The 26,990-nt window shown below is 69.0% G+C and carries 21 protein-coding genes and 1 riboswitch; of the genes, 9 read left to right on the top strand and 12 right to left on the bottom strand.

Annotated features, from left to right (window positions below):
* The first annotated feature begins 36 nt into the window (after positions 1-36).
* Positions 37-840, top strand: a complete 804-nt coding sequence (locus P2PM1_RS05420) for an ion transporter (protein WP_186386839.1) — start codon at positions 37-39, stop codon at positions 838-840.
* Here the strand turns inward: P2PM1_RS05420 and P2PM1_RS05415 are convergent, their stop codons facing one another.
* The gene (locus tag P2PM1_RS05415) at positions 841-2,832 is read right to left on the bottom strand and encodes an adenylate/guanylate cyclase domain-containing protein (protein ID WP_186398486.1); all 1,992 of its coding nucleotides are present in this window, start codon (positions 2,830-2,832) and stop codon (positions 841-843) included.
* A gap of 653 nt (positions 2,833-3,485) precedes the next feature.
* Positions 3,486-4,577 carry a 2'-deoxycytidine 5'-triphosphate deaminase gene (locus tag P2PM1_RS05410; RefSeq protein WP_186398423.1) on the bottom strand — a complete coding sequence of 364 codons (1,092 nt, stop codon included), beginning with the start codon at positions 4,575-4,577 and terminating at the stop codon, positions 3,486-3,488.
* A 201-nt stretch (positions 4,578-4,778) separates the two neighbouring features.
* On the opposite strand from P2PM1_RS05410, the gene P2PM1_RS05405 reads away from it, so the two are divergent.
* From P2PM1_RS05405 to P2PM1_RS05390, 4 genes are all read left to right on the top strand, one after another.
* Complete coding sequence (locus P2PM1_RS05405; RefSeq protein ID WP_186386837.1) at positions 4,779-4,979, top strand: DUF2892 domain-containing protein; 201 nt, start codon at positions 4,779-4,781, stop codon at positions 4,977-4,979.
* A gap of 11 nt (positions 4,980-4,990) precedes the next feature.
* Positions 4,991-5,965 (top strand): efflux RND transporter periplasmic adaptor subunit, encoded by a 975-nt coding sequence (locus P2PM1_RS05400; RefSeq protein ID WP_371636408.1) that lies wholly within the window; start codon positions 4,991-4,993, stop codon positions 5,963-5,965.
* Positions 5,962-9,183 carry an efflux RND transporter permease subunit gene (locus P2PM1_RS05395; protein WP_186398422.1) on the top strand — a complete coding sequence of 1,074 codons (3,222 nt, stop codon included), beginning with the start codon at positions 5,962-5,964 and terminating at the stop codon, positions 9,181-9,183. Before P2PM1_RS05400 ends, P2PM1_RS05395 begins: the two co-directional genes overlap by 4 nt.
* A gap of 182 nt (positions 9,184-9,365) precedes the next feature.
* On the top strand, positions 9,366-10,118 hold the full coding sequence (locus tag P2PM1_RS05390; protein ID WP_186398421.1) for a WecB/TagA/CpsF family glycosyltransferase: 753 nt from the start codon (positions 9,366-9,368) through the stop codon (positions 10,116-10,118).
* A gap of 43 nt (positions 10,119-10,161) precedes the next feature.
* On the opposite strand, the gene P2PM1_RS05385 is transcribed toward P2PM1_RS05390, so the two are convergent.
* Positions 10,162-11,829, bottom strand: a complete 1,668-nt coding sequence (locus P2PM1_RS05385) for a lysine--tRNA ligase (RefSeq protein WP_186398420.1) — start codon at positions 11,827-11,829, stop codon at positions 10,162-10,164.
* A 225-nt stretch (positions 11,830-12,054) separates the two neighbouring features.
* Here P2PM1_RS05385 and P2PM1_RS05380 point away from each other — a divergent pair, with 225 nt between their 5' ends.
* Positions 12,055-12,468, top strand: a complete 414-nt coding sequence (locus P2PM1_RS05380; RefSeq protein WP_186398419.1) for a tellurite resistance TerB family protein — start codon at positions 12,055-12,057, stop codon at positions 12,466-12,468.
* A gap of 113 nt (positions 12,469-12,581) precedes the next feature.
* On the opposite strand, the gene P2PM1_RS05375 is transcribed toward P2PM1_RS05380, so the two are convergent.
* A complete protein-coding gene (locus tag P2PM1_RS05375) occupies positions 12,582-14,681 on the bottom strand; it encodes a bifunctional diguanylate cyclase/phosphodiesterase (RefSeq protein WP_186398418.1) in 2,100 nt (699 codons plus the stop codon).
* 295 nt (positions 14,682-14,976) lie between these two features.
* Positions 14,977-15,369 (bottom strand): Co2+/Mg2+ efflux protein ApaG, encoded by a 393-nt coding sequence (gene apaG, locus P2PM1_RS05370; protein ID WP_186398417.1) that lies wholly within the window; start codon positions 15,367-15,369, stop codon positions 14,977-14,979.
* 136 nt (positions 15,370-15,505) lie between these two features.
* Here apaG and P2PM1_RS05365 point away from each other — a divergent pair, with 136 nt between their 5' ends.
* Positions 15,506-16,108 carry a CDP-alcohol phosphatidyltransferase family protein gene (locus tag P2PM1_RS05365; RefSeq protein ID WP_186398416.1) on the top strand — a complete coding sequence of 201 codons (603 nt, stop codon included), beginning with the start codon at positions 15,506-15,508 and terminating at the stop codon, positions 16,106-16,108.
* Here P2PM1_RS05365 and P2PM1_RS05360 read toward each other — a convergent pair.
* The 4 genes from P2PM1_RS05360 to P2PM1_RS05345 form a co-directional block, all read right to left on the bottom strand.
* Entirely contained in the window at positions 16,105-17,301 is a 1,197-nt protein-coding gene (locus tag P2PM1_RS05360) for an O-succinylhomoserine sulfhydrylase (protein ID WP_186398415.1), read from the bottom strand. The two genes, P2PM1_RS05365 and P2PM1_RS05360, sit on opposite strands and share 4 nt — an antisense overlap.
* 42 nt (positions 17,302-17,343) lie before the next feature.
* Positions 17,344-17,423, bottom strand: a riboswitch (SAM riboswitch).
* 141 nt (positions 17,424-17,564) lie between these two features.
* Positions 17,565-19,271: a methyl-accepting chemotaxis protein gene (locus tag P2PM1_RS05355; RefSeq protein ID WP_186398414.1), complete on the bottom strand. Its 1,707-nt coding sequence runs from the start codon at positions 19,269-19,271 to the stop codon at positions 17,565-17,567.
* A gap of 245 nt (positions 19,272-19,516) precedes the next feature.
* Complete coding sequence (locus P2PM1_RS05350; protein WP_186398413.1) at positions 19,517-20,527, bottom strand: thermonuclease family protein; 1,011 nt, start codon at positions 20,525-20,527, stop codon at positions 19,517-19,519.
* A 36-nt stretch (positions 20,528-20,563) separates the two neighbouring features.
* The gene (locus P2PM1_RS05345; protein ID WP_186398412.1) at positions 20,564-21,229 is read right to left on the bottom strand and encodes a helix-turn-helix transcriptional regulator; all 666 of its coding nucleotides are present in this window, start codon (positions 21,227-21,229) and stop codon (positions 20,564-20,566) included.
* 283 nt (positions 21,230-21,512) lie between these two features.
* On the opposite strand from P2PM1_RS05345, the gene P2PM1_RS25365 reads away from it, so the two are divergent.
* Both P2PM1_RS25365 and P2PM1_RS05335 read left to right on the top strand, forming a co-directional pair.
* Positions 21,513-21,854: a DUF952 domain-containing protein gene (locus P2PM1_RS25365; protein ID WP_186398411.1), complete on the top strand. Its 342-nt coding sequence runs from the start codon at positions 21,513-21,515 to the stop codon at positions 21,852-21,854.
* Positions 21,854-22,966, top strand: coding sequence for a quinone-dependent dihydroorotate dehydrogenase (locus P2PM1_RS05335; RefSeq protein ID WP_186398410.1), 1,113 nt, complete (start codon positions 21,854-21,856; stop codon positions 22,964-22,966). Before P2PM1_RS25365 ends, P2PM1_RS05335 begins: the two co-directional genes overlap by 1 nt.
* 29 nt (positions 22,967-22,995) lie before the next feature.
* Here the strand turns inward: P2PM1_RS05335 and P2PM1_RS05330 are convergent, their stop codons facing one another.
* The 3 genes from P2PM1_RS05330 to betA all read right to left on the bottom strand — a co-directional run bounded on the left by P2PM1_RS05330 (position 22,996) and on the right by betA (position 26,988).
* Positions 22,996-23,658: a hypothetical protein gene (locus P2PM1_RS05330; protein ID WP_186398409.1), complete on the bottom strand. Its 663-nt coding sequence runs from the start codon at positions 23,656-23,658 to the stop codon at positions 22,996-22,998.
* A 156-nt stretch (positions 23,659-23,814) separates the two neighbouring features.
* On the bottom strand, positions 23,815-25,278 hold the full coding sequence (gene betB, locus P2PM1_RS05325) for a betaine-aldehyde dehydrogenase (protein ID WP_186398408.1): 1,464 nt from the start codon (positions 25,276-25,278) through the stop codon (positions 23,815-23,817).
* Between the two features lie 54 nt (positions 25,279-25,332).
* On the bottom strand, positions 25,333-26,988 hold the full coding sequence (betA, locus tag P2PM1_RS05320; protein WP_208985189.1) for a choline dehydrogenase: 1,656 nt from the start codon (positions 26,986-26,988) through the stop codon (positions 25,333-25,335).
* Positions 26,989-26,990: the final 2 nt, after the last annotated feature.

Below are 26,990 nucleotides of genomic sequence, written 5' to 3'. Positions count from 1 at the left end.
GTATCGGGCCCCTGCAACGTGTTGGAGAGCGAAGGCATGCGTGAACGGCTCAAAGCCCTGGTCCAGTCGCGGCGCTGGGAAGCGGCGATCATCTCGCTGATCATCCTCAACGCGGTGTCGCTGGGCCTGGAAACCAGCGAGCGGGCGGTCGCCGCGGTCGGCCCGCTGCTCTCCGCCTTCGACACGCTGATCCTGACGGTCTTCACCATCGAGATCACCCTGCGGATCATCGCGCATGGGCCGGCCTTCTTCCGCGATCCCTGGAGCCTCTTCGACTTCGCCATCGTCGCCATCGCCCTGACGCCCTCCAGCGGCGCCTTCTCGGTGCTGCGCGCCCTGCGCATCCTGCGCGTGCTGCGCCTGATCTCGGTGGTGCCCTCGCTGCGCCGGGTGGTCGGCGGCCTCGTCGCAGCGCTCCCCGGCATGGGCTCGATCGTGCTGCTGCTCGGCCTCGTCTTCTATGTCTTCGCGGTGATGACGACGAAGCTCTACGGCGCCTCCTTCCCCGAATGGTTCGGCACCATCGGCCGCTCGTTCTACACCCTGTTCCAGGTGATGACGCTGGAAAGCTGGTCGATGGGCATCGTCCGGCCGGTGATGGAAGTCTATCCGCTGTCCTGGCTGCTGTTCGTGCCCTTCATCCTGTGCACCGCCTTCACCGTGCTGAACCTTTTCATCGGCGTCATCGTCTCGGCGATGCAGCAGGAGCATGAGCACACCGCCGAGGCCGACCGCCAGGCGATCCACGACGAGACCGGCTTGGTGCTGGCCGAGGTGCGGGCGCTGCGGGAAGAGGTGCGCGATCTGCGCGGCCGGCTGGACCGGGCGCGCGGCATCTGATCAGCCGGCGTTGGGGCTGTCGGGGCTGTCGGGGCTGTCGGGGCCGGCCAGCAGCTCGTAGACGGCGATCTCCGCCGCCCGCCCCTTGACCCGGGTGCTGCCGAGCGGGCGGAAGGCGAAGGCCTTGTCGCCGGCAGCCGTCCGCACCGCCTCGCTGGTCATCGCCGTGGTGCCGAACTCCTTGTTGAGCCCCTCCAGCCGCGAGGCGACGTTGATCGTGTCGCCGATGGCGGTGTATTGGCGCCGGGTCGAGGCGCCGACGCTGCCGACGACGGCAATGCCGGTATGCAGCCCGAAGCGGGTGACGAGCTCCGGCCGGCCAATGGTGCGGCCCTCCGCGTTGAAGGCGGCGACCGCCTGGGTGAGCGCCAGGGTGCAGCGGCAGGCATCCGCCACATGGTCCGGATTGCTCTCCGGCGCGTTCCACATGGCATAGATGGAATCGCCGAGAAACTGGACGATCACCCCGTCATGCGCCTCGACGATGCGGTTGAGCAGCTCGAAATAGTCCGAGAGCAGGGCGACGACCTCCTCCGGCGCGTGCTGCTCCGACAGGGTGGTGAAGTCGCGGATGTCGGTGAACAGCACGGTGACGTCGCGCCGCTCGGCCGAGGCCGGGTCCTGGCGCCCGGCGGCGACGACCTTGCGCACCAGCTCGCGCGGCACATAGAGCGCGAAACTGGCGATGGCGGCGCGGGCGGTGGCGAGCGCCCCGGCCAGCGTGTTGATCTCGGTGACCAGCGAGGAGACGGCGGGCCGGCTCGTCAGGTCGAGATCGCCGATGCGCGCGGCATCGCCCGCAAGCTGGGTCAGCGAGCGGCTGACGAGGCGCGCGACCAGCAGGGCGGAGAGCACGCCGAGCACGATCAGGCCGAAGGAAACGGAGAGCGCGCGGGCGACGAGCAGCCGGCTTTCGGCGGTGAAGTCGGAGAGCGGCGCGGCAACCGCGACGACGGTGCCGGCGAGCTCCGCCGCCCCGCGCACCGGCTCCAGCGCCAAGAGATAGGTTTCGCCGTCCGCCTCGATCCGGTGGAGGCCCGGCGCGCGCGCCCCCGCCAGCAAGGGCTGGATCGCCGGCAGCAGCGGATCCTCGACGCTGACCGCGACATGGCGCGAGCGGGCCGAAAGCTGCGGCAGCAAGGCCGCCATCATCGCCGGCTCGGAATGGACGATCAGCCGCATGGCCTCGTCGAAGACATAGCCGCGCGCCCGCGGCGACACCGCCTCGCGCGACAGCAGCTCGCTCAAGGTCTCCAGCAGCAGATCGGCGCCGATCACGGCTCCGGGTTCGTCGGGCGCCTCGACGGCGATGGTGAGGCCGAGCTGGCCGGTCGTCGCCATCGTGTAGGGCCCGACGGTGACCGGCGCACCGCCCGCCGCGATCGCCGCCCGGTACCAGGGCCGCCGGCGCGGGTCGAAGCGGGTGGCGCCGTCGTCGCGGCGGGCGAGCTCGCGCCCGTCGATGGTCAGGAAGCGCCAGACGGAATGGCGGGCGCCGTCTTCGCCGGCGGGCTGGATGCTGCGCACCGCATGGTCGGTGCCCTGCGGCGCGTCGAGCGCCCGCCGCCAGGCCTCGGTATCGCCGACGCCGTGCAGGAAGCTGCCATCGGCATGGGCGGCGTAGAGCCCGTCGATATGGGGCGAACTGTCGAGCACCCGGTCGAGAAACAGCGCCTTGCCGGCCATGTCGCCGGTGGGGTCCTCCAGCAGCGTGTCGGCGGCGGCGGCGAGCATCACCGCCGTGCGCCCGTCCCTGAACACCGCCTCGTACTGGGCGGCGACGCGCTGGCCGAGCAGGCTCATGCGCTCGCTCGCCGCCGAGGTGGCGAGCCGTGTGCCCTGGTCATGGGCAAGCCAGGTGAGCGGCAGCGAGATGCCGAGCAGCAGGGCGACGATCACCGTGCTGAGGTGAAAGCGCAGCGGCCGCGCCCAGTCGCGCCGCCGCGCCGCGCGCGCCGACAGCCCGTCCGGGGCCTGATCCCGTTCTCCCATCACGTAGCGTCAGCCTCCCCGCCCGCTGTCGGACGCGCCAGAATCACCGGCACTCCTCGCGCGCGATGCTAGCACGGCGATTGCCGGGACGGGGCGTTGGCCGGGACCGGCGAGCCGCGGGCCCATGGGCGCGCTCCCGCCGGACTCCACCACCGCTTCTGGCTCCCCGGTCCCGGATCATCGGCCTTCGGCCTCGTCCGGGAAGAAGCGAGGAGAGGGTGGAGCGACAAACCTCCGCCGAGGGTGCCAATGGATCCCGGCTCTGCGCTGCGCGCGGCCGGGATGACGTCCGAGAGGGAAGGACCGCCACACATTCCCTCTGTCGCCCTCCTGTACACCCCCTTTTTGCCCCCCCCTCCGAGGTCACCCCGGCCGCAGGCGAAGCCGGAGAGCCGGGGTCCATTCGTTCCCAGAGCGGTGTTGGGCGCGCGGGTCCTCCTGCGTCTTCCCGTGCACTCTCCCTTGCTTTCGTCCTCCCGGACGGCGCGCAGCGCCGAGCCGGGACCGGCGAGCCGAGGGCGTATGAGGCACGCTCCGAAACGAACCCGCATCCACCCTGCCTCCCCGGTTCCGGGTCGCGGCTTCGCCTTGCCCGGAATGACGCCAGGGAGAGGGGCAGCACCTCGCACCCGGCGAGGGCGCGCTCGTCCGCTTCAGCGAAAATGCTTCGACAGCTTGAGGCCCTGGCCCTGGTAGTTGGAGCCGATGCCCTCGCCATAGAGCGTCGCCGGGCGGGCGAGCATGTGCTCGTAGACCAGCCGGCCGACCGTCTGGCCGTGCTCGACGATGAAGGGCACCTCGTGCGAGCGCACCTCCAGCACGGCGCGCGAGCCGCCGCCGCCGATCTCCGAATGGCCGAAGCCGGGGTCGAAGAAGCCGGCATAGTGGACGCGGAACTCGCCGACCAGCGGGTCGAAGGGCACCATCTCGGCGGCGAAAAGCGGCGGCACATGCACCGCCTCGCGCGAGACGAGGATGTAGAACTCGTTGGGATCGAGGATCAGGTCGCGGCCGCCGCGATTGACGATCGGCTCCCAGAAGTCGAGCGGGTCCTGCCCGGCACGCAGGTCCATGTCGATGACGCCGGTATGACGCTTGCCGCGATAGCCGATCAGGCTGCCGTCGCCCGCGCCCTCCAGATCGATGGTCAGGTGCACGCCGCCGCCGATGGTCGCCTCGCCGCCCGAGACGAGACCGTGGCGGGCATGGACCAGGGAGAGGGCGGTATCGTCCAGCACCGGCTGGCCGCGGCGGAAGCGGATCTGCGACAGGCGCGAGCCCTCGCGCACCAGCACCGGGAAGGTGCGCGGGCTGATCTCCGCATAGAGCGGGCCGCGATAGCCGGCCGGCACCGTGTCGAAGGCGCGGCCCTCGTCGGTGATTACCCGGGTGAACACGTCGAGGCGGCCGGTCGAACTCTTCGGATTGGTGGTGGCCGAGACGTCCTGCGGCAGCGCCAGCGCCTCCATCAGCGGCACGATATAGACGCAGCCGGTCTCCAGCACCGCGCCGCGCGTCAGGTCGAAGGCATGCAGCTTCAGCCGCTCGAGCTTTTCCATCACCTTCGCGCCGGCGCCCGGCAGGAAGCTGGCGCGCACCCGATAGGCGAGCGGCCCGAGCCGCAGATCGAGGCTCGCCGGCTGGATCTGGTCGTCGTCCGGACGGCGCGGCGCATTGATCTCGCCGCGCGCGAACATCTCGGCGACGGCCTGCGCCGGCAGAATGCCGTGGTCGGCTGCGGTCATGTGGCTCCCCTCGCTTGCCTGACTGCCGTGATTAACAAAGCGCGCCGCGATTGGCCAACGGGTTTTGCCGCAAGTCCCCCGCAGGGTGCGACATTTGGCCCCTCCACGCGGAAATCACCTCACCTCCGCAATGGCCCGTATTGACGCAATTTTAGAAGATACTAATATTTGAACACATACCGCTATCTGGAGGCTGTTCCGATGACTCTCGACCGTGCCGTTCTTGCCTTTGCCGGCGTCATGACGCTGCTGTCCGTGGTGCTGACGCTGACCGTGTCGCCGCTCTTCGTCTGGTTCACCGTGTTCATCGGTGTCAACATGCTGCAGGCCGCCTTTACCGGCTTCTGCCCGGCGGCGATGATCTTCCGCCGTCTCGGCATCGCGCCGGGAACGGCGTTCTGACGGAGACCGGGATGATGCTGCGTGCCGCAGTGCTGGCAGCATCGGTCGCCGCGTTCGCGGGACCGGTGCTGGCGGCGGAAACCATGGCGGTGGAAACCCGCGCCGTGACCGAGTGGAAGGCCGTGTTCGGCACGGTGGAGGCCCGCGACCAGGTGCCGGCGCGCGCCCGCATCGGCGGCACCATCGCCGAACTGGCGGTGGAAGAGGGCGACAGCGTGCGGGCCGGCGAGCGCATCGCCGTCGTGACCGACGAGAAGATCGCCTTCCAGGTGGCGGCGATCGACGCGCGGCTGCGCGCCCTGCAGAGCCAGCTCGAAAACGCCGAGGCGGAACTCGCCCGCGCCCAGACCCTGGTCGAGCGCGGCGTCGTCACCCGCCAGCGGCTGGAGCAGCTCGCCACCTCCGCCGAGGTCATCCGCAACCAGATCTCCGCCGCCCGCGCCGAGCGCTCCGTCGCCGTGCGCCAGGGCGAGGAGGGCGAGGTGCTGGCCCCGGCCGACGGGCGCGTGCTCACCGTTCCGGTGACGCGCGGTGCGGTGATCATGGCCGGCGAGACCGTGGCGATGCTCGGCAGCGGCGGCACCTTCCTGCGCCTTGCCATCCCCGAGCGCCATGCGGCCAGCCTCAAGGACGGGCTCGCCATCGAGATCGGCGCCAATGGCGCCGCCTTCACCGGCCGCCTCGCCAAGGTCTATCCGACGATCCAGGCGGGCCGGGTGATCGCCGATGTCGAGGTCGAGCGGCTCGACACCGACTTCATCAACGCCCGCGTGCTGGTGCGCGTGCCGGTCGGCGAGCGGCAGGCGATCCTGCTGCCCGCCGCCGCTGTTGCCACCCGTGCCGGCCTCGACTTCGTGCGCCTTGCCGGGCCGGACGGGCCGGTCGAGCGCACCGTGCTGACGGGCGGCACCGTCCGTCTCGACGGCGACGCCTTTACCGAAATCCTCTCAGGGCTCGCGCCCGGCGACGAGGTGCTTCTCCCATGACCACGCCACCCAGCGGGGGGCTCGGCATTGCCGGCGGGCTGACCCGCGCCTTCATCGTCTCGCCCCTGACGCCGCTGTTCCTGCTCGCCTCGCTGGCGCTCGGGCTGATCGCCCTCGTCACCCTGCCGCGCGAGGAGGAGCCGCAGATCTCCGTGCCGATGGTCGACATCCATGTCGACGCCAGCGGCCTGATGGCGATGGACGCGGTGAAGCTCGTCACCGAGCCGCTGGAGACCATCGTCAAGGGCATCGACGGGGTCGAGCACGTCTATTCGCAGACCCGCGACGACGGCGTGCTGGTGACCGCGCGCTTCCTCGTCGGCACCTCGTCGGATGCGGCGGTGCTGCGCGTGCACGACAAGATCCGCGCCAACATGGACCGCATCCCGGTCGGCATTCCCGAGCCGCTGGTGGTCGGGCGCGGCATCGACGATGTCGCCATCGTCTCGCTGACGCTGACCCCGGCGCAAGGGTCGGGAGACGCGATCACCCCGACTGAGCTGACCCGCATCGCCCGCGAGCTGCAGGTCGAGGTGTCGAAGGTCGATAATGTCGGCCTGACCTATCTGGTCGGCGCGGTCGGCGAGGAAATCCGCATCAACCCCGATCCGGAACGGCTGGCGCTGAACGGCGTGACGCTGCAGCAGCTTGCCGGCAAGGTCGGCGGCGCCAACCGCGCCTTCCCGAGCGGGCGGGTGCGCGCGCTGCAGGACGGCGCGGCCCGCGAGGTCAGCGTGGTCGCCGGCGAGACGCTGTCGAGCCCGGAGGAGATCGGCAATCTGGTGCTGACCACCCGCGACGGCCGGCCGGTCTATGTGCGCGATGTCGCCGATATCGCCATCCTCTCCGAAAGCGACGCGATCACCGCAATGTATGCGCGCGAGGGGGAGGGCAGCCGCCTGCCGGCGGTGACGCTGGCGGTCGCCAAGCGGGCCGGGGCCAATGCGGTCACCGTCGCCGAGGCGGTGCTCACCCGCGTCGAGGCGCTGAAGGGAACGCTGGTGCCGGCCAGCATGACCGTCACCGTGACCCGCGACTATGGCGAGACGGCGAACGAGAAGGCCAACGAGCTGCTGTTCCACCTGGGGCTGGCGACGCTCTCGATCATCGCGCTGGTGATGGCGGCGATCGGCCGGCGCGAGGCGCTGGTGGTGGCCGTGGTGATCCCGGTGACGATCCTGCTGACGCTGTTCGCCGCCTGGGTGATGGGCTACACGCTGAACCGGGTGTCGCTGTTCGCGCTGATCTTCTCCATCGGCATCCTGGTCGACGACGCCATCGTGGTGATCGAGAACATCGCCCGCCACTGGGCGATGGGCGACGGGCGCGACCGCCGCGTTGCCGCCATCGAGGCGGTGGCCGAGGTCGGCAATCCGACCATCGTCGCGACGCTGACCGTCGTCACCGCCCTGCTGCCGATGCTCTTCGTCTCCGGCATGATGGGCCCCTATATGAGCCCGATCCCGGCCAATGCCTCGGCGGCGATGATCTTCTCCTTTTTCGTCGCGGTGACGGTGACGCCCTGGCTGATGCTGAAAGCCGCCGGCAAGGCGCCGGTGCATGGGGGACACGGCACGGGCCACGATGTCAGTTCGGGCGGCCGGCTGGGCCGCGCCTATCTGGCGGTCGCCCGCCCGGTGCTCGCCTCCAAGGCGCGGAGCTGGATCTTCCTGCTGCTGGTCGGCGTGGCGACGCTCGGCTCGATGGTGCTGTTCGCCACCAAGGACGTGACGGTCAAGCTGCTGCCCTTCGACAACAAATCGGAACTCTCCGTCACCATCGACCTGCCGGAGGGCAGCACGGTGGAACAGACCGACGCGGTGGCGCAGGCGGCGGCGCGCGTGGCGATGGCGCTGCCGGACGTGATCTCGGCGACGACCCATGCCGGCACCGCCGCGCCCTTCGACTTCAACGGGCTGGTGCGCCACTCCTATCTGCGCCAGGAGCCGCAGCTCGGCGATGTCGCGCTGGTGCTGGCGCCGAAGGGCGAGCGCGAGCGGGCGAGCCATGCGGTGGCGCTCGACCTGCGCCAGAAGCTCGCCGCGCTCGACGTGCCGGCCGGCACGGTGCTGAAGGTGGTGGAGCCGCCCCCCGGCCCGCCGGTGCTGGCGACGCTGCTTGCCGAGATCTACGGGCCGGACGCGCAGACGCGCCGGGCGGTGGCGGAGAAGGTGCGCGAGGCCTTCGCCTCGGTTCCCTTCATCGTCGATATCGACGACAGCTATGGCGTGCCGGCGCCGCGCAAGCGGGTGACCGTCTCCACCGACGAGCTCGACTTCTTCCGGGTGCAGGAAAGCGACGTCTTCGACACGCTGGGCATTCTCGGCGGCGGGCGCACGCTCGGCTATTCGCATCGCGGCGAGGGGCGGGCGCCGATCCCGATCCGCCTTCGGCGGGCGCGCGGCGACAAGGTGCTGGACGAGCGCTTCCTCGCCACCCCGATCCCGGCCGACGCGCTGCCCGGCAGCACCAGCGTCGTTGAACTCGGCGATGTGGTGAAGGTGCGCGAGGAGGTCTCCTCGCATCTCATCTTCCGCCACAACGGCCGCTTTGCCGACATGGTGACGGCGGAGCTCGCCGGCGATTTCGAGGCGCCGCTCTACGGCATGCTGGCGGTGCGCGACGCGCTCGACGCGTTGGACTGGGGCGACCTGCCAAAGCCCGTCATCCGTCTCAACGGCCAGCCGGAGGACGAGAGCGTCGTGACGCTGCTCTGGGACGGCGAATGGGAGGTGACCTGGGTGACCTTCCGCGACATGGGCGCGGCCTTCATCGTGGCGCTGCTCGGCATCTATATCCTCGTCGTGGCGCAGTTCGGCTCGTTCCGCCTGCCCCTGGTGATCCTGACCCCGGTGCCGCTGACCTTCATCGGCATCATCGGCGGCCACTGGCTGTTCGGCGCGCCGTTCTCGGCGACCTCGATGATCGGCTTCATCGCGCTTGCCGGCATCATCGTGCGCAACTCGATCCTCCTGGTCGACTTCATCCGCCATGCGCACAGGCCCGACCAGCCCTTGATCGAGGTGCTGCTGGAGGCCGGGGCGATCCGCTTCAAGCCGATCCTGCTGACCGCGCTGGCGGCAATGATCGGCGCGGCGGTGATCCTGACCGACCCGATCTTCCAGGGCCTGGCGATCTCGCTGCTGTTCGGCCTCGCCTCCTCGACGCTGCTCACCGTGCTGGTGATCCCGGCGATCTACCGGGTGCTGCGCACCTAAGGCCCCGCCCCCGCGGCTGAAACATCGGCCCTGCGCGCGCTCCTTCCGGGCGCGCGCAGGGCCGTTTGCGACACTGCTCGAGGATCAAAATTCTGGCCCGGACACGCCGGCCGTGGCATAGGTGAGCTGCACCGCACACCGCCCGCCCGCCATCCGAGCCGATCCGCCCGAAAGGTCCTCGATTGGAATTCAGCGTCCCGCCCTACCGCATCGCCATCACCCATGCCGATGCCGCCGCCCTGCTGGAGGAGGTGTCCGCCCGGCTGCGGCGCGGCGAGGGCTTCGCGCTGGCGACGATCAATCTGGACCATCTCGCCAAGCTGCGCCGCGACGAGGCCTTCCGCGCCGCCTATGCCGCGCAGGATCTGGTCGTCGCCGATGGCAATCCGGTGGTCTGGCTGTCGCGTCTGGCCGGGCGGCCGGTGCGCCTGGTGCCCGGCTCGGACATGGTGGTGCCGATGGCCGAGGCGGCGGCGCAGGCCGGGGTGGGGGTGGCGCTGCTGGGCGCGACGCCGGCCGCGCTCGATGCCGCGGCCGAGGCGCTGACGGCGCGGGTACCAAGGCTCGCCATCGTCGCCCGGCTCGCCCCGCCGATGGGCTTCGATCCCGAAGGCGCCGGCGCCGATGCGCTGATCGACGAGCTGGGGCGGTCGGGCGCGCGGCTGTGCTTTCTGGCGCTGGGCGCGCCGAAACAGGAGATTTTCGCCGCCCGCGCCTACCGGCGCCTGCCGCAGGTCGGCTTCGCCTCGATCGGCGCGGGGCTGGATTTTCTCGCCGGCACCCAGCGCCGCGCCCCGACCTGGATGCGGGCCGCCGCGCTGGAATGGCTCTGGCGGATGCTGTCCAACCCGGCCCGGCTGGTCCCGCGCTATGTCCGCTCGGCGCTGACGCTGCCGGGGCAGGCGGTGGCGGCCTGGCGGCTGCGGCGGCGATAGGCCGGGCCGACAGGCCGTTTCAGCACCGTCAGTTTCAGTCCCCTCAGTCGCCGGACGAGACGAGCTCGCCGGAGATGGCCTTGGCGATCAGCTCCCGGGTTTCCGGAATGCCGTAGAGCGCGACGAAAGACCCGAAGCGCGGGCCCTTCTCCTGGCCGAGCAGCAGCTTGTAGAGGGCCGAGAACCAGGCGACCGAGACGCCCGGCCCGCCGTCCGGGCTCTTCTTGCCCGGGTCCTGGTAGCGCTCGATGGCGCGGGCGACATCCAGCACCGCGTCCTGGATCGCCGATCCGTCCGCATCCTCGGGCAGGCTGGCGAGCTTGTCGTCCAGCGCCTTGAGGGCCGCCAGCTCGACCTCGTCCGGCGCATGGAACACCTTGGCCGGCTTCACGAAATCCTCGAAATAGCGGATCGCGTAGCCGACCAGCTCGTCGAGCTTCGGGTGGCTTTGCGGCGTCACCCCCGGCACATGGCGCAGGATCAGCGCCCACAGCACGTCCTTGGTCTCCGCATTGGAGGCGGAGACGAGGTTGAGCAGCATGGTGAAGGAGATCGGCACGTCCACCTTCGGCGGATGGCCGGAATGGATGTGCCAGGCCGGATTGGCGAGCTGCTGCTCCACCGGCATCGACGGATATTTCTCGGCGAAGGCGAAATACTCGTCGACCGCCTTGGGGATGATGTCGAAATAGAGCTTCTTGGCGGTCTTCGGCTTGGTGAACATGTAGAGCGCCAGGCTCTCCGGCGAGGCATAGGTCAGCCACTCGTCGATGGTCAGGCCGTTGCCCTTCGACTTGGAGATCTTCTGCCCCACCTCGTCGAGGAACAGTTCATAGACGAAATGCTCCGGCGGGGTGCCGCCCAGCACCTCGCAGATCCGGTCGTAGATCGGCTGGTTGGTCAGGTGGTCCTTGCCGAACATCTCGAAGTCGACGTCGAGCGCCGCCCAGCGGGCGCCGAAATCCGGCTTCCACTGCAGCTTGACGTTGCCGCCGGTGACGGGGAGCGTCACGTCGGTGCCGTCCTCGTCCTCGAAGGTGATGGTGCCGGCCCTGGCGTCGACCGCCTTCATCGGCACGTAGAGCACGCGGCCCGAGATCGGCGAGATCGGCAGGAAGGGCGAATAGGTCGCCTGCCGCTCCTCGCCGAGCGTCGGCAGCATCACGTCCATGATCTCCTGGTACTTCTCGGCGGCCTTGATCAGGATCGCGTCGAAGCGGCCGGACTTGTAGTAGTCGGTGGCGCTGGCGAACTCGTATTCGAAGCCGAAATGGTCGAGGAAGCGGCGCAGCATGGCGTTGTTATGGGCGCCGAAACTGTCGTAACCGCCGCCGAACGGGTTCGGCACCGCGGTCAGCGGCATGTGCAGATAGGGCTCCAGCGCGGCGCGATCCGGCACGTTTTCCGGGATCTTGCGCATGCCGTCCATATCGTCGGAGAAGCACAGCAGCCGGGTCGGGATGCGGTCCTCGCTCAGCAGGCGGAAGGCGGTGCGCACCATGGTGGTGCGGGCGACCTCGCCGAAGGTGCCGATATGCGGCAGGCCCGAGGGGCCGTAGCCGGTCTCGAACAGCACCGGGCGGTCGATCTTCGCCTTTTCCACGCGTTTCAGCAGCTTGCGCGCCTCCTCGAACGGCCAGGCCTTCGAGGTCCGGGCGGCCTCGACGACGGCGGGGGACAGATCGAGTTCGGGCAGCGAAGCTGTGGTCATGTGCGGACCGTTGTCTTTGTGTGGAATGGTAAGGGATGCCGGTCTGGCATACCGGTCTGGCGGCGCGCGAGACTAGTGCGTTTCCGGACGGAACGGAACCTTCGCATTGCAAAAAATCGCCGCAGCCACCAAAGCCGGCGCAAGCGCCGCTTGCGCTCGCCCGGTCAGGGCATTAGGGGAAACGGCAACCGCCAACGGCAAGGTCAAGAAAGGTCCGCAGATCCGATGAGCGAACGTGTCAGCCTCCAGGAAGCCCTGATCTATGTGATGGTGATGGTGTCGGCCTCCGACAGCAGCATGACCGACAAGGAACTGCACTCGATCGGCGAGCTCATCAAGACGCTGCCGGTCTTCGCCAGCTTCGATCAGGAGCGCATCGTCGCCGTGGCGCAGGATTGCGGCGAGCGGCTGCAGGCCGAGAACGGCATGGCCGACACCTTCGCGGTGATCGCCGCGAGCGTGCCGCCGAGCTACCGCGACACCGCCTATGCGCTGGGCGTGGAGATCGCCGTCGCCGACGTGTCGGTGGCGCAGGAGGAACTGCGGGTGCTGCAGTTGCTGCGCGACGCGCTCGGCCTCGACAAGCTGACCGTGGCGGCGATCGAGCGCGGCGCCCAGGCCCGCTTCCGCACCGCCTGAGCCGGCGGGCGCAGGAGACGGCCGGGAAGGGGCCCCGGCCGCAGGGTCAGGCGGGCAGCAAAGCCTGGCGCACAGGAAACTCCGGCGCACAGGAAACTCCGGCGGGCAGAAGGTCAGGCGGGCAGCAGGTCGCGGTCGCCATAGACCTGCGACCAGGGCACCGGCTTGCCGATATAGTATCCCTGCACCAGGTTGACGCCGAGGTCCCTCAGGATCTCCAGGGTCTCGAGATCCTCGACATATTCGGCGACCACCTTCACATGCATCGCCTCGGCCACCGCGACGATGCCGGCGACGATGGTCTGCTGCACCACGTCATGGCCGATATTGCCGATGATGTTGCCGTCGATCTTCAGCATGTCGACATCGAAGCGGCGCAGATAGCCGAACGACGACAGGCCGGAGCCGAAATCGTCGAGCACCACCTCGAGGCCGCGTGCCTTCAGCCCGGCGATCAGCTCCAGCGCGGTCTCCATCGACCGCACGGCGGAGGTCTCGGTGATCTCGAAGGCGAGCCGACCCGGCGCGATCGCCGCCGCATCCAGCGCCGCCAGCAGGAAGTCGCGGAAGATCGGATCGCCGACCGACTGGCCCGACAGGTTGATCGACAGGTGAACGTCGTCGGGCAGGCCCGCCAGCCGCTTCAGCACGGTCTCCACCACCCAGCGGTCGACCCGGCTCATCAGCCCGTGGCGCTCGGCGGCGGCGATAAAGACGGCCGGCGGCAGCGGCCGGCCATCCTCGCTCAGCACCCGCAGCAGCACCTCGTGCCAGGGCGCGCTGGTGCCGTCGATCGGTGCCACCGGCATCAGGAACAGTTCGAAGCGCCCGCTCTGCAGCGCGGCCTGCACCAGTTGCAGATTGCCGATTTCCCGGAAGCGGGCCTTCATCTCGTCGTCGTCGGGATGGAACACCGACACGCGCGCGCCGCCCTTCTCCTTGGCGACGAAACAGGCCCGGTCGGCCCAGTTGATGACGTCCTGCACCGAGGGCGCCGAGGCGGCGAAGGCCTGCTGGTCGAGCAGGGCGACGCCGACGCTGGCACCGACGGAAAAACACTCGCCCTGCCACACGAAGCCGAGCGCCTCGATCGAGTGGACGATCCGTTCCCCGAGACGGGTGGCGTCGGTCTCGGTCACCATGCCGGTCACGACGGCGAACTCGTCGCCGCCCAGGCGAGCGACGAAAGCATCCGGATCCATGCTGCGCAGCAGGCTCGCGATCTGCCTGAGCAGCGCATCGCCCGCCGCATGGCCGGCAAGATCGTTGACGACCTTGAAATCGTCGAGATCGACCAGCAGCAGGGCGGTGTTGCAGCCCTGGCACAAAGCGTTGCAGGCGCCGCAGGCCTCGATGCGGCTGCCGATCTCAAGCTCGAGCGCATGCCGGTTGGCAAGGTCCGTCAGCGTGTCCCGCAAGGCCTGCCGGCGCAGGCGCTGGTTCAACTGCGCCTCCTCGGTGACGTCGCGGGCGTTGACGACCACGCCGACGATCTCGCAATTCTCGCCCCGCAGCGGCTCCAGCCGCACGCTGAGATACTCCGTCTCCTCGCCCTCGCGCTCGAACGCGTATTGAGCGACCCGTCCCTTGAAACAGCCGGCAAGATACGGCAGAACCCGATCCTGAAAGGCCTCGTGACCGACCACCTCGGCCACCGTCCGGCCGACGACGTCCTCGGTCGCACGGTTCCACAGCCGCGCATAGGCGGGGTTGGCCCACAGATAGCGGTAGTCGGGATCGACTACGGCGAGTGCATCGGAGGTCTGGTTGATCACCTCGTTCTGCATCGACACGCGCTGGCGCAACTGGTGCAGGTCGGTGGTGTCCTCCATCATCGAGAGGAAGCCGATCACCAGGCCCTCCGCGTCACGCACCGGCTCGTGACGGATGCGCAGCAGCCGGTCGCGGGTGGCGCGGCGCAGGCCCCAACTGACCACCGACTGCGCCTCGCCGGCGAGCGCCGCCTCGATCTGCGGTCGGTGACGCTCGAACACCGCCGGCCCCACCACCTGGGCAAGGGTCTTGCCGATGACCTCGGCGCGGGTGAAGCCCTCCGTTTCGAGGAAGGCGGCGTTGACGTCGCGGACCACCATGTCGCGGTCGCAGAACAGGATGCGGATCGGCGAGGCATTGAAACACGCCTCGAAGGCGAGTTGATGCGGCTGCAACGGGTGCAGCGCCTCCGCGCCGGGCCGTCTCACCATCTTGCGCATGCGGGTTCCCCTCTATCGACCCACTCGTTCCGCCCGATCCCCCGACCACATTCCCCGACACAATGGTAATTTCAATTTAACATATAGATTATGATTCGCATGTTTGACCGATCTTCCCTAGCGATTTTTTCCAAGGGTCACGTTCAGGGCAGGCACATCCTGCCGATCTCGAAGGAAAGATCCTGCCGGCCGCAAGGATGCACGCTCGATCTACGCAACACGAGTTGCGATGATTGTCACATATGCAACCAATACGCGCGTCGATGCCGCGTCGGCGGCATGGGGAGGGGAGATCTCAGTTGAGGATGCGCGCGGCGCCCGGGATGTCGAGCGAGAAGGCCGGGATGGCGACCTCGAAGCGCTCGCCGTCGACGGTCTCCATCTCGTAGCAGCCCTCCATCATGCCGGAGCTGGTGCGCAAGGGGCAGCCGGAGGTGTATTCGAACCGCTCGCCGGGGGCGAGCACCGGCTGCTCGCCGACGACGCCGAGGCCGCGCACTTCCTCCAGCCGGCCGAGCGCGTCGACGATGCGCCACTGGCGGGCGCGCAGGCGCACCGTGTCGAGGCCGAGATTGACGATGTCGATGGAGTAGGCCCAGACGAAGCGGCCTTCGTCCGGGCTGGATTCGTCCGCGAGATAGTGCGGCTCGACCGTCACCTGAATGTCGCGCGTCACCGCCCGGTACATGCGTCTCCTTCCGCCTCAGCGGCTGTTGCGGCCCGGCCCCGGTGGCGGGCGATGCGGTTGCAATCTAATCCGAAACCGGCGATTTTCCAGCCCCATCCGCAGCGGCGGCGCCCGTGCCCCGCCGAAGGAACCGCCCATGTTCGACGCTCGCCTCAGGCCGCTGATCGACCCCATGCTCAACGCTGCCGGCCGGCGCCTTGCCGCCGCCGGGGTCAGTGCCGATGCGGTGACGCTTGCCGGCTTTGCCTGCGGCATGGGCGCGGCGCTGGCGATCTGGGCGGGAGCCCCGCTGCTCGCCGCGCTGCTGATCCTCGCCAACCGGCTGGCCGACGGGCTCGACGGGGCGGTGGCACGCGCCCGTGCCCGCACCGATCGCGGCGGCTATCTCGACATCGTGCTGGATTTCTTCTTCTACGGGGCGGTGCCCTTCGCCTTCGCGCTGGCCGATCCGGCCGCCAACGCGCTGGCGGCCAGCGCACTGTTGCTGAGTTTCTACATGAACGGGGCGAGCTTTCTCGGCTTCGCGATCATGGCGGAAAAGCGCGGGCTTGCGACCAGCGCGCAAGGGGCGAAGTCGCTCTATTATCTCGGCGGGCTGGCGGAAGGCGCGGAGACGATCGCCGTCTTCCTCGCCTTCTGCCTGTTTCCGGCCGCCTTCGCGCCGATTGCCTGGGGCTTCGCGGCGGTCTGCGCGGTCTCGGCGACCGCGCGTCTCGTCATGGTGGCGCGGCTGCTTTAGGCTTTCTGGGCCATATCCAGCGCGGTCATGAGGTCGGCCGCGAGATCGTCCTCGTGCTCCAGCCCGACGGAGAGGCGCAGCAGCCCCTCGGTGATGCCGAGTTCGAGGCGCGCCTCTTCGGCGACCGACTGATGCGTCGTCGTCGCCGGATGGGTGATGAGGCTGCGGGCATCGCCGAGATTGTTGGACATCTTGACGATCTTGAGCGCGTTGGAGGCGCGGAAGGCGGCGGCCTTGCCGCCCTTCAGCTCCAGCGCCAGCATGGTCGAGCCGGCCTTCATCTGGCGGCGGGCCACCTCGGCCTGCGGATGGTCGGCGCGGCCGGGATAGATCAGCCGGGCGACCGCAGGATGCGCCGCCAGCAGGTCGGCAAGCCGCGCCGCGGTGCGGGTCTGGCGCTCGACGCGCAGGGCCAGCGTCTCCAGCCCCTTCAGCATCACCCAGGCGTTGAACGGGCTCATCGACGGGCCGGTATGCTTCATGAAGGGCATCACCTCGTCGGCGATCCATTCCTCGGTGCCGAGCACCACGCCGCCAAGGCACCGGCCCTGGCCGTCGATATGCTTGGTGGCGGAATAGACGACGATGTCGGCGCCGAGCGCCAGCGGCGACTGCCAGATCGGCGTGGCGAAGACATTGTCGACGATCAGCTTGGCGCCGACCGCATGGGCCATCTCGGCGACGGCGGCGATGTCGATCACCTCCAGCGTCGGATTGGTCGGGCTTTCCAGGAAGCAGGCGACCGTCTCCGGACGGATGGCGGCGCGCCAGGCGTCGAGATCGGTGCCGTCGACCAGCGTCGAGGAGACGCCGAAGCGCGGCAGCAGCGTCTCGACGATGTAGCGGCACGAGCCGAACAGCGCCTTGGCCGCGACGACATGGTCGCCGGCCTTGCAGCAGGCCATCAGCGCCAGGTTGACGGCGGCCATGCCGCTGGCGGTGGCGCGCGCCGCCTCCGCCCCTTCCAGCGCGGCGATGCGGTTCTCGAACATCGCCACGGTCGGGTTGGCATAGCGCGAATAGACGAAGCCGGGATCATCGCCGTTGAACCGCGCCTCGGCCGCCTCGGCCGTTGCATAGACGAAGCCCTGGGTCAGGTACATCGCCTCGGACGTCTCGCCATAGGGGGAGCGTGTCGTTCCGCTATGCACCAGGGTCGTCTCGGGGTGCCAGCCGTGCCTGTTCGTCGTCATGCCGTTCTCCAGATGCAAAAACCCCGGCCGTGATGGGGCCGGGGTCTTTGCAACCCGGCCTGTTTAGCGACTTGTTTAACGTGGCTGCAAGCCGGCCGGCTCAAATCACCACGGAATTCGACGATCCTGATAGTCCAGCGCGCCAGGCGCGTCAACGGTCCTTGCATGGAACGGGCCGCCCGAAGGCGGCCCGTGGTTGTCGGAGTTGGGCCGCCCGAGGGCGGCCCGTTGTTGCGGGAAGCTGGAGGCTGGGCGGCCGCGCGTCAGGCGGCGCGCACGGTGCGCAGGAACTCGGCGACCCGGCCGCGCAGCAGTTCCGACTGCTGGGCGAGTTCGCTCGCCGAGGCCAGCACCTGCGAGGAGGCGGAGCTTGCCTCCTGCGCCGCCTGGGTGACGCCGACGATGTTGGACGTCACCTCGCCCGCCCCTTGCGAGGCCTGCTGGACATTGCGGGCGACCTCGGTCGTGGTGTTGCCCTGCTCGCCGACGGCAGCGAAGATCGCGGCCGAGATGTTGCTCATGTCCTCGATGGTGCGGCCGATGCCGGAGATCGCCTCGCTGGCCTCCAGCGTCGAGCTCTGCATCGACTTGATCTGCGTCGAGATCTCGGCGGTGGCCCGCGCCGTCTGCTCGGCGAGACCCTTGACCTCGTTGGCGACGACCGCGAAGCCGCGGCCGGCCTCGCCGGCACGCGCCGCCTCGATGGTGGCGTTGAGGGCGAGCAGGTTGGTCTTCTCGGCGATCTCGTCGATCAGGCTGATGATGGCGCCGATCTGGTCGGCATTGGTGCGCAGGTCGTTCATGCGGTCGGTGGTGCGGGTCGCCTCGCTGACGGCGCGGCCGGCGACCTGGCGGGACTGGTCGGCCTGACGGCCGATCTCGCCGGCGGAGCTGGCCAGTTCCTCGACCGCCGAGGCGACGGTCTGCACGTTCATCGCCGCCTGCTCGGCCGCCGCGGCGACGGAAGCCGACTGGGAGCTGGTCTCCTCGGCGGAGGCGGTCAGCGTGCCGGCCGCCGCCTGCAACTCGGTCGCCGCCGACGAGACGATGTTGACGATCTCGCCGACCGCGTTCTCGAAGTCGTCCGCCATCTGGTTGAGCGCCGCCTTCTGCCGCTCGGCGGCCAGCGCCTTGGCCTGTTCCTGTTCCTCCCGCATCTGGATCGCCTCAAGACCGCTGGCGCGGAACACCTCGGCCGCCTTGGCGATGTCGCCGACCTCGTCCTTGCGGTCCTCGCCGACGATCTTCACGTCGTAATTGCCGCGCGCCAGTTCGCCCAAGGTCTCGTTGATCATGCGGATCGGCTTGGCGATGCCGGTCTGGCCGATCAGGATGCCGAGGCCGAGGCCGACGATCGTCGCGCTGGCCATGACGATATAAAGAAGGATCTCCTTGGACTGCGCGATCTCGCCGATTTCGTCCTCCAAGGCGGTCGCGCGGCTGATCAACATGGTCGTCTGCTCGGTGACGATGGTCCGCGCGGCAACGGTATTGTCCCGGCTCTCAAGCGCGAGATCGGCCAGTTGCCGGTCCTGCTCGGGCGTCGCGGTGCCGCGCACCTGGCTTGCGAGCGCCATCGTCTTTTCGGACGAGGCGACCAGTCTGGCGATCGCCGGCTCGGCCTGCCGCAGGAGAGCCTGAACCTCCTGCACCGCCGAGGAGCGGATCATGTCGAGATAGCCGCCGATCCGCCCGACATCCTCCCGATAGGCTGCGGTGGTGGCCTTGATGAGGTCTTCGCGCGGCTCGGTCGCGACCAGCAGTTCGGCGCGGTTGATGCTCAGGATGAGCTGATTGAGGCGGGCCGAGGCGACGGCCCGGTTCGCGGCCTGCATGGCGTATTCGGCATCGGTTGCGACAACGCGGAGCGCCGAGATGCCGACCAGTCCGACCGCGATCATCGCAATGTTCAACAAGATGACGACGGACAGGATCTTTGGCGTGATGCGATAGGACTTCAGTGACAACATTCTTTGGCTCCTTATGAGCTGCCGGGTTAACCCCGGTCGAAAACTATCAATATGTTGGTTAACCGCATGTTAAATTTACGGAGCTTGAAAACCGATCTCGTTGAATTTGTTTGAAAAATGCAGCGATGGATGGGTGTTGCGCCGCTTTCCGCTACCGATGATTGCAAGTAAAAAATATATATTATTCTTGAAGTATCATTTCTCAATTCATTCTATTTCTGCCGTTGAAAATGTCGAACGCGACGTCACCGGGCGTTGCCCGGATGCCAGGGCGTGTCGGTGATCTCGACGGGAGGCAGATCGAGCGGCAAGACCTGTGTGCCGTCCGCGTCGCGGCCGGGCTGCTGCGGCGCCGAATGCGGGGGATCAGGCAGCTCGCCGGGCAGGGGCAAGGCGGGCAGGGACGCGCCGGCGGGCAGCGCCGGGCCATCGAGCTGCCAGATGCCGCGGCGCGCCTCGCGCGCCGCCGCCGCCGCCGCGAGAAGCTCATCGCCCGCGCCTTCGCCGGGGCGGGCCCAGCCCTGCGCCACCAGCCAGGCGGCAAGGTCCGTGCCCTGGCGGCGGCAGCGGGCCAGCACGACGCCGGCCGGCGTGTCCTGCATGTCCTCGCAAGTGACCGCATGGCGCAGCACCAGGCCGCGCAGCGCCGTGCGCGCCCGCATGCCGCAGGGCCAGGTGCCGCCGAGCCGCGAGGGACAGGTTTCCTCCGGGCCGGGCGCGTCGATGCCGGCAAGGCGGATGGTCAGGTGCTTGGCGCGGAAGCTGCCGGCGTCCAGCACCAAGGGCTGGTGAAAGGTGATCTCGCTCGGGATCTCCCGCTCGGGCAGCTTCGGCAGTTGCGCGGCGACCCGCTTCAACGGGCCGGACACCTGGGGCGGCGGCAGGATGTCGGAGGGCGTCACATTGCGGATGCTCGAGGGATCCGGTGCCTCGGGCAGGATCGCCGCGGGCGCCGCCGTGTGCGCAGGCGAGGTGGGGGCCATGCGCTCGTCCGCCTGTGCCTGCGCCGCGGCAGGTGCCGGCCGCTCCCCCGCGACAGGCCGCTCCGCGGCATCCGCCTCCGCAGGCCTGCCCTGTGCCGGTGCCTGTTCTGGTATCTGTGCCTGTGTTTGGGCCTGTGTTTGGGCCTGTGTTTGGGCCGGTCCGCCGGCGGTCTCGCCGGTGAGCACGGCTCTGACAAGCCCGCCGCTGCCGTAATCGGCGGCGATGGCGAGCGCGCCGGCGATCAGCACTGCAATGAAAAGGGTGCGTCCCATGCCTGTCCTGCCTGGCCCGTTCCTGCTGAGGCGCCGCTACTGGCTCGCCCAGATGATCCGCGCCATCCACACCACCTCGTCGGCGACGAGGCGCTCGGGCGCACTCTCCGCGTCGAGCGGCGACAGTTCGATGCGCCCGCGCAGACGCCGGTCGAAGATCCGCGCCCTGAGTTCGCCCGAGGCGAGGCGCAGCGCCACCCGGTCGCCGCGCTGGATCGCCCGCTTCGGCGAGATGACGATGACGTCGCCCTCCCGGTAGAACGGCAGCATGCCGTCGCCGGTGACGCGGATGGCGCAGTCCTCGCAGGGGATCTCGGACGGGCTGCTCTGCCGCTCGCCCTCCAGCATCGCCGGCAGGTCGCCGTCGTGGAAGAAGCCGTTCACCGCCGGAAGGCCTCCCGCCTGCGCCGTGCCGCGCGGCAGCGGCAGACGGTCGTCATCGGCCATGCCGACCGGCGTGTGTTCCGGGTCCGGCCCGTTGACCAGCGCGACGAAGTCGGCGAGGTCCGAGCGGGTGGCGCCGAGGATCTTGGCGATCGACTCCATCGAGGGCCAGCGCGGCCGGCCGTCGGCGGCCGTGCGCTTCGACGGGTTGAAGGTGGTCGGGTCCAGTCCTGCGCGCCGGGCAAGGCCGGACGGCGTCAGCCCGTTGCGCCGGGCAAGCAGATCGATGGCCGACCAGAGGGTCTCATGCGAAAGCATGGTTTGGCTCCGCTGCCGCCTGCCAGGGAACGGCCCTGGCCGGGTGGCCTGTTGCTGCGGCCGCCGCGGGGCGGCCGGACGCCGGGGAGCGGTCGCGGCCGCCCGTCCCGCGCTTCCTGTCCGGGTTATCCCCGTTACGGGTATATATTCCTAATGATGGTCGAGTGCCAGTGCGGCCCGGCGCGCCGGCCGCCGCTTTCCCGGAGAGCCGCCCTTGTCTGAGCGGCCCGCAGCCTGTAATCCGGCGCGCAAGCCTTCTTCACGCACAGGAACGGGCCGCCTCATGACGTTGATCTACAAGATTTCTCCGGCCAAGGACTGGCGAGAGGCCGAGGCCGAGGGGCGGTTTTCCGGCGCGCCGGTGGATCTGGCCGACGGGTTCATCCATTTTTCCGCCGCCGACCAGGTGCGCGAGACGGCGGCAAAGCATTTCGCCGGCCAGCACGGACTTGTCCTCGTCGCGGTGGAGGCCGAGGCGCTGGGTGAGGGCCTGAAATGGGAGCCCTCGCGCGGCGGGGCGCTGTTCCCGCATCTTTACGGCGAGTTGGATATGGCGGCGGTGCGCTGGGTGCGCGAGCTGCCGCTGGGAGCGGACGGGGCCCACCTCTTCCCGGAGGCGCTGTGATGTTCTCCTCCGCCGTCGATGCGCTCGCCCGCAAGGCGCTGTTTTCTCTCGATGCGGAAACCGCCCACGGGCTGACCGTCAAGGCGCTGGCGACCGGACTGACGCCAGCCTGCAAGGTGCCGCAGGACGGCCGGCTGGCGGTGACGCTCGCCGATCTGACCTTTCCCAATCCGCTCGGCATGGCCGCCGGCTTCGACAAGAACGGCGAGGTGCCCGACGCGCTGCTGGCGCTTGGCTTCGGCTTCACCGAGGCCGGCACGGTGACGCCGCTGGCCCAGGACGGCAATCCGCGTCCGCGCGTCTTCCGCCTGCCCGCCGACCGGGGGGTGATCAACCGGCTCGGCTTCAACAACGAGGGCCATGCGGCGCTGCGCGCCCGGCTAGCAGCCCGGCGCCATCGCGGCGGCATCGTCGGGGTCAATGTCGGGGCCAACAAGGATGCGAGCGACCGCATCGCCGACTATGTCGCCGGCATCGACACCTTCGCCGATCTTGCCTCCTATTTCGCGGTCAACATCTCCTCGCCGAACACGCCGGGCCTGCGCGACCTGCAGGCGCGCGCGGCGCTGAAGGAGCTGCTCGGCCGGGTGATGGAGGCGCGGGAGGCGGCTGCCGCCCGCCATGGCCGCGCGGTGCCGGTGCTGTTGAAGATCGCGCCGGACATGGATGAGGCCGGGCTCGACGACATCGCCGCCGAGGTGCTGGCCGCCGGCATCGACGGGCTGATCGTCTCCAACACGACGCTGGCGCGCGGCGGCCTTTCCGACCGCAAGGGCGCGGCCGAGGCGGGCGGATTGTCCGGGCGGCCGCTGTTTCGCCGCTCCACCATCGCGCTCGCCCGCATGCGGCTGCGGGTCGGCCCGCGCCTGCCGATCGTCGGCGTCGGCGGCATCGACAGCGGCGAGGCGGCCTGGACCAAGATCACGGCCGGCGCCAGCCTGCTGCAGCTCTATACCGGCCTCGTCTATGAGGGGCCGGGGCTGGTGGGGCGCATCCTGACGCATCTGTCCGCCTGCCTCGACCGGCACGGGCTCGCCCATCTCGGCGAGGCGAGCGGCCGCAATGCGGAGGCCTGGGCCAAGGCCGACCCGGACGGGCAGGGGAGCGTGTGAGGCGCCTCAATAGGCGCTGGGCTGGCGGCTTAGGGCTTGCGGTTCAAGAGCTCAGAGACCTGCTGTATTCGGTCGAGCCAAACAGCCGCAGCAGGGTTGCGCCACTCGATCATCTCTCGAAGGCGCTCATAGTCGGCTGACAGGTTGCGGGCGAAGATCGGCTCATGGTGGGCGATCCGGTTTCGGAATCTACGGATCGCCTGGAGGCTGGCAAACGCGTGTTCGCGTGCCTGCGGAACGGAGAGGGTGTGAGGAGCACCGGGAAACGCCGTCGCCAAATGAGGATGCCAGAGGCGAGTATCCTGGCCTTTCGTGAAGAGCTTTTCCCAGAAGGCAAATTTCAATTCGGCCACCACCTTGCCGGCGGTGCCTGTCCGTCCTGCCACGTTGCGCAGGTCATCCTGCGGATCATAGTGCCAAGTGGCTTTCGGCCGCGGAAGACTTCGTATGAAACCGAGCGACCAAGGCCAGTTGGCGCCATGCACGGCCTCAATGGCGTGTACCACGCCGTTTCTCACCGCTACTTCGCAGATTTGGAGGGGAACGATGAATGCGGCTGAAATTTCCAGATTCCATTGATACAAGGCCAGCGCCGAACCCGGATGATCGTTGCAAATCCGCAAATACGTCGCAAAGCGCGGTGCCGAGATCACGTTCGGCAGGTGTATTATCTCATCTGGAGAGAATTGCACGGACCCTCATACGGGTTGGTCAAAAACTTGACTTTGAAATGCATGCAACCATATTAAAACACGTTACGGCCTTGAGACCCGCGGGCGCAAGCCCCCCCTCATCGCCACAGGACGTTGCAAGGCCCGCCCCTCGAGGCGGGCCTTCGCGTTTCGCCCTCAATAGGCGCTGGCGACGTCGCCGAGCTCCACATAGACGGATTTCACCTGGCTGTAATGCTCGATGGCGGCATGGCCGTTCTCGCGGCCGATGCCGGACTTCTTGTAGCCGCCGAAGGGCATGGCGATCGGCGTCAGGTTGTAGGTGTTGATCCAGCAGGTGCCGGCATGCAGGGCGCCGATCACCCTATGGGCGCGGGAAATGTCGCGGGTGAAGACGCCGGCGGCAAGGCCGAACTCGGTCGCATTGGCCCGCGCCAATGCTTCCTCCTCGCTGTCGAAATCGAGCACGCACATGACGGGGCCGAAGATCTCCTCGCGGGCGATGGTCATGTGGTCGGCGACGTCGGCAAACACCGTCGGCTCGACGAACAGCCCGTCCGGGAAGCCTTGCACGGTGGCGCGGCCGCCGCCGCAGACAAGCCGCGCGCCCTCGGCCCGGCCCGCTTCGATATAGCCGAGCACCTTGTCGAGCTGGGCCTGCGAGACCAGCGGGCCGGTGTCGACGCTCTCGTCCATCGGGTCGCCGAGCCGTGCCCGCGCCGTGCGCTCGGCGAGCCGCGCGAGGAAGGCGTCCTTCAGCCCCTTCTGCACGAAGACGCGGGTGCCGTTCGAGCAGATCTGGCCGGAGGAGTAGAAATTGGCGTTTATCGCCGCCGACACCGCATTGTCGAGATGGGCGTCGTCGAAGACGATCAGCGGCGACTTGCCGCCGAGCTCCAGCGTTACGTGCTTGAGCGTGCGCGCGGCGATCTCGGCGACCCTGGTGCCGGTGGGGACCGAGCCGGTCAGCGAGACCTTGGCGACATCGGGATGCTCGACGAGGTGCGCGCCGGTTTCGCCATAGCCCTGCACCACGTTGAAGACCCCGTCCGGCAGGCCGGCTTCCTTCAGGATCTCGGCCAGCTTGAGCGCGCTGAGCGGGGTCAGCTCGGACGGCTTGAACACGACCGCATTGCCGCAGGCAAGCGCGGGCGCCGCCTTCCAGCAGGCGATCTGGATCGGATAGTTCCAGGCGCCGATGGCGCCGACGACGCCGAGCGGCTCGCGCCGCGTATAGGCGAAGGAGCCGCCGAGATCGATATGCTCGCCGGTGAGCGTCGCGGCAAGGCCGCCGTAATATTCCAGGCAATCGGCGCCCGATGCGGCGTCCGCCACCAGGGTTTCCTGCAGCGGCTTGCCGGTGTCCAGCGTCTCCAGCTCGGAAAGCTCGCGGTTGCGGGCGCGCAGGAGATCGGCCGCCCGCCGCAGCACCCGGCCGCGCTCGGCCGCCGGCGTTGCCGCCCAGACACGAAAGCCGGAGCGGGCCGCGGCAACGGCGGCGTTCACCGTCTCGGAGCCGGCCGCGCACAGCCGGGCGATCACCTCGCCGGTCGCCGGATAGCGATCCTCGATCGGCCGCCCGTGCGGGTCTTCCTGATAGGCGCCGTTGATGAAATGCGAGGCGGGGGGCTGGGCACGCATGAACTCTCTCCTGGCGGACGCGAACGAATGACGGTGCAAGATCAGTGTAAAGCGTCAGCGCTGCGCTGTCCGCCAGTTCGGATGGATCCACGGCTGCTTGTTGGAGCGCGGCAGCGGCTCGCGCCCCATGACGTGGTCGGCGATCTTCTCGCCGGCCATGATCGAGGGGGCGTTGAGATTGCCGTTGGTGATCTGCGGGAAGATCGAGCTGTCGGCGACGCGCAGGGCCTCGACGCCGATCACCCGGCCCTGCGGGTCGACCACCGCGAGCGGATCGTCGGCAGCGCCCATGCGGCAGGTGCCGCAGGGGTGATAGGCGCTTTCGGCGTGTTCGCGGATGAAGTCGTCGAGCTCGGCGTCGGACTGGACGGCCTCGCCCGGCTGGATCTCGCGGCCGCGATAGGGGGCGAAGGCCTCCTGGCCGAAGATCTCCCGCGTCAGGCGGATGGCGGTGCGGAACTCCTGCCAGTCGTCCGGGTGGGACATGTAGTTGAACAGGATCGAGGGCGCGGCCATCGGGTCCGGCGAGGTCAGCGCCACGCGGCCGCGCGACTTCGAGCGCATCGGCCCGACATGCGCCTGGAAGCCGTGGCCTTCGGCCGCCGCCTTGCCGTCGTAGCGCACGGCGAAGGGCAGGAAATGGTACTGGATGTCGGGATAGTCGATGCCGGCGCGCGAACGGATGAAGGCGCAGGCCTCGAAATGGTTGGAGGCGCCGAGCCCGGCGCCGAAGAACAGCCACTGCGCCCCGATCATCGCTTTCGAGATCAGGTTCCAGTGCTTGTAAAGGGTGATCGGCTGGATGCAGGCCTGCTGGATGTAGAGCTCCAGATGGTCCTGCAGATTGGCGCCGACGCCCGGCCGGTCGGCCAGCACCGGCAGGCCGAGGGCGCGCAGCGCGGCGCCATTGCCGATCCCCGACAGCATCAGGATCTTCGGCGAATTGATCGAGGAGGCGGCAAGGATCACCTCGGCCGAGGCGCTTACCCTCTCGAGGCGCCCGCCGCGCCGGAACTCGACGCCGGTGGCGCGCTGCCCGTCGAACAGCACGCGGGTGACCGTGGCGCCGGTGAACAGGTGGATGTTGGGCCGCTTCAGGGCGGGGCGCAGATAGGCATTGGCGGTGGACCAGCGCCGGCCCCGCCACACGGTCATCTCCATGTCGCCGAAGCCTTCCTGCTTCAGGCCGTTATAGTCGGGCGTCGTCTCGTAGCCGGCCTGGCGCCCGGCCTCGACGAAGGCGGCATAGAGCGGGTTCCATTTGGTGCCGCGGGTGACATGCAGCGGGCCGGAGGTGCCGCGCACGCCGGCCTCGCCGCCATGGCTCGTCTCCATCCGCTCGAAATAGGGGGCGACATCGGCATGGGACCAGCCGCGCGCGCCCATCTCCTCCCAGGTGTCGAAGTCGCGCGCATGGCCGCGCACATAGACCATGCCATTGACCGAGGAGGAGCCGCCGATGACCCGCCCGCGCGGGGTCGCCAGCCGGCGGCCGCCGAGATGCGGCTCGGGCTCGCTTCGATAGCCCCAGTCGTAGCGGGACATGTTCATCGGATAGCTGAGCGCCGCCGGCATCTGGATGAAGGGGCCGATATCGGTTCCGCCGGCCTCCAGCACCAGAACCTTGTTGGCCGGGTCCTCCGACAGGCGATAGGCGAGGGCGGCACCGGCCGAGCCGGAGCCGACGACGATATGGGTGGCGTCCTGCATGG

It is taken from the genome of Stappia sp. P2PMeth1 (genome assembly GCF_900185735.1).
Classification (GTDB): domain Bacteria; phylum Pseudomonadota; class Alphaproteobacteria; order Rhizobiales; family Stappiaceae; genus Stappia.
The sequence above is the reverse complement of the archived record's forward strand: the minus strand, read 5'-3'. Positions and strand labels throughout refer to the sequence as shown.

Excerpts from the sequence above, each read along its gene's own strand:
- P2PM1_RS05405 (WP_186386837.1), top strand. The coding sequence starts at position 4,779 with ATGACTCTCGACCGTGCCGTTCTTGCCTTTGCCGGCGTCATGACGCTG.
- P2PM1_RS25365 (WP_186398411.1), top strand. The coding sequence starts at position 21,513 with ATGACGTTGATCTACAAGATTTCTCCGGCCAAGGACTGGCGAGAGGCC.
- P2PM1_RS05345 (WP_186398412.1), bottom strand. The coding sequence starts at position 21,229 with ATGCTTTCGCATGAGACCCTCTGGTCGGCCATCGATCTGCTTGCCCGG.
- P2PM1_RS05415 (WP_186398486.1), bottom strand. The coding sequence starts at position 2,832 with ATGGGAGAACGGGATCAGGCCCCGGACGGGCTGTCGGCGCGCGCGGCG.
- P2PM1_RS05410 (WP_186398423.1), bottom strand. The coding sequence starts at position 4,577 with ATGACCGCAGCCGACCACGGCATTCTGCCGGCGCAGGCCGTCGCCGAG.
- P2PM1_RS05375 (WP_186398418.1), bottom strand. The coding sequence starts at position 14,681 with ATGCGCAAGATGGTGAGACGGCCCGGCGCGGAGGCGCTGCACCCGTTG.
- betA (WP_208985189.1), bottom strand. The coding sequence starts at position 26,988 with ATGCAGGACGCCACCCATATCGTCGTCGGCTCCGGCTCGGCCGGTGCC.
- P2PM1_RS05355 (WP_186398414.1), bottom strand. The coding sequence starts at position 19,271 with ATGTTGTCACTGAAGTCCTATCGCATCACGCCAAAGATCCTGTCCGTC.
- betB (WP_186398408.1), bottom strand. The coding sequence starts at position 25,278 with ATGCGTGCCCAGCCCCCCGCCTCGCATTTCATCAACGGCGCCTATCAG.
- P2PM1_RS05360 (WP_186398415.1), bottom strand. The coding sequence starts at position 17,301 with ATGACGACGAACAGGCACGGCTGGCACCCCGAGACGACCCTGGTGCAT.
- P2PM1_RS05380 (WP_186398419.1), top strand. The coding sequence starts at position 12,055 with ATGAGCGAACGTGTCAGCCTCCAGGAAGCCCTGATCTATGTGATGGTG.
- P2PM1_RS05400 (WP_371636408.1), top strand. The coding sequence starts at position 4,991 with ATGATGCTGCGTGCCGCAGTGCTGGCAGCATCGGTCGCCGCGTTCGCG.
- P2PM1_RS05335 (WP_186398410.1), top strand. The coding sequence starts at position 21,854 with ATGTTCTCCTCCGCCGTCGATGCGCTCGCCCGCAAGGCGCTGTTTTCT.
- P2PM1_RS05350 (WP_186398413.1), bottom strand. The coding sequence starts at position 20,527 with ATGGGACGCACCCTTTTCATTGCAGTGCTGATCGCCGGCGCGCTCGCC.
- apaG (WP_186398417.1), bottom strand. The coding sequence starts at position 15,369 with ATGTACCGGGCGGTGACGCGCGACATTCAGGTGACGGTCGAGCCGCAC.
- P2PM1_RS05385 (WP_186398420.1), bottom strand. The coding sequence starts at position 11,829 with ATGACCACAGCTTCGCTGCCCGAACTCGATCTGTCCCCCGCCGTCGTC.
- P2PM1_RS05395 (WP_186398422.1), top strand. The coding sequence starts at position 5,962 with ATGACCACGCCACCCAGCGGGGGGCTCGGCATTGCCGGCGGGCTGACC.
- P2PM1_RS05365 (WP_186398416.1), top strand. The coding sequence starts at position 15,506 with ATGTTCGACGCTCGCCTCAGGCCGCTGATCGACCCCATGCTCAACGCT.
- P2PM1_RS05420 (WP_186386839.1), top strand. The coding sequence starts at position 37 with ATGCGTGAACGGCTCAAAGCCCTGGTCCAGTCGCGGCGCTGGGAAGCG.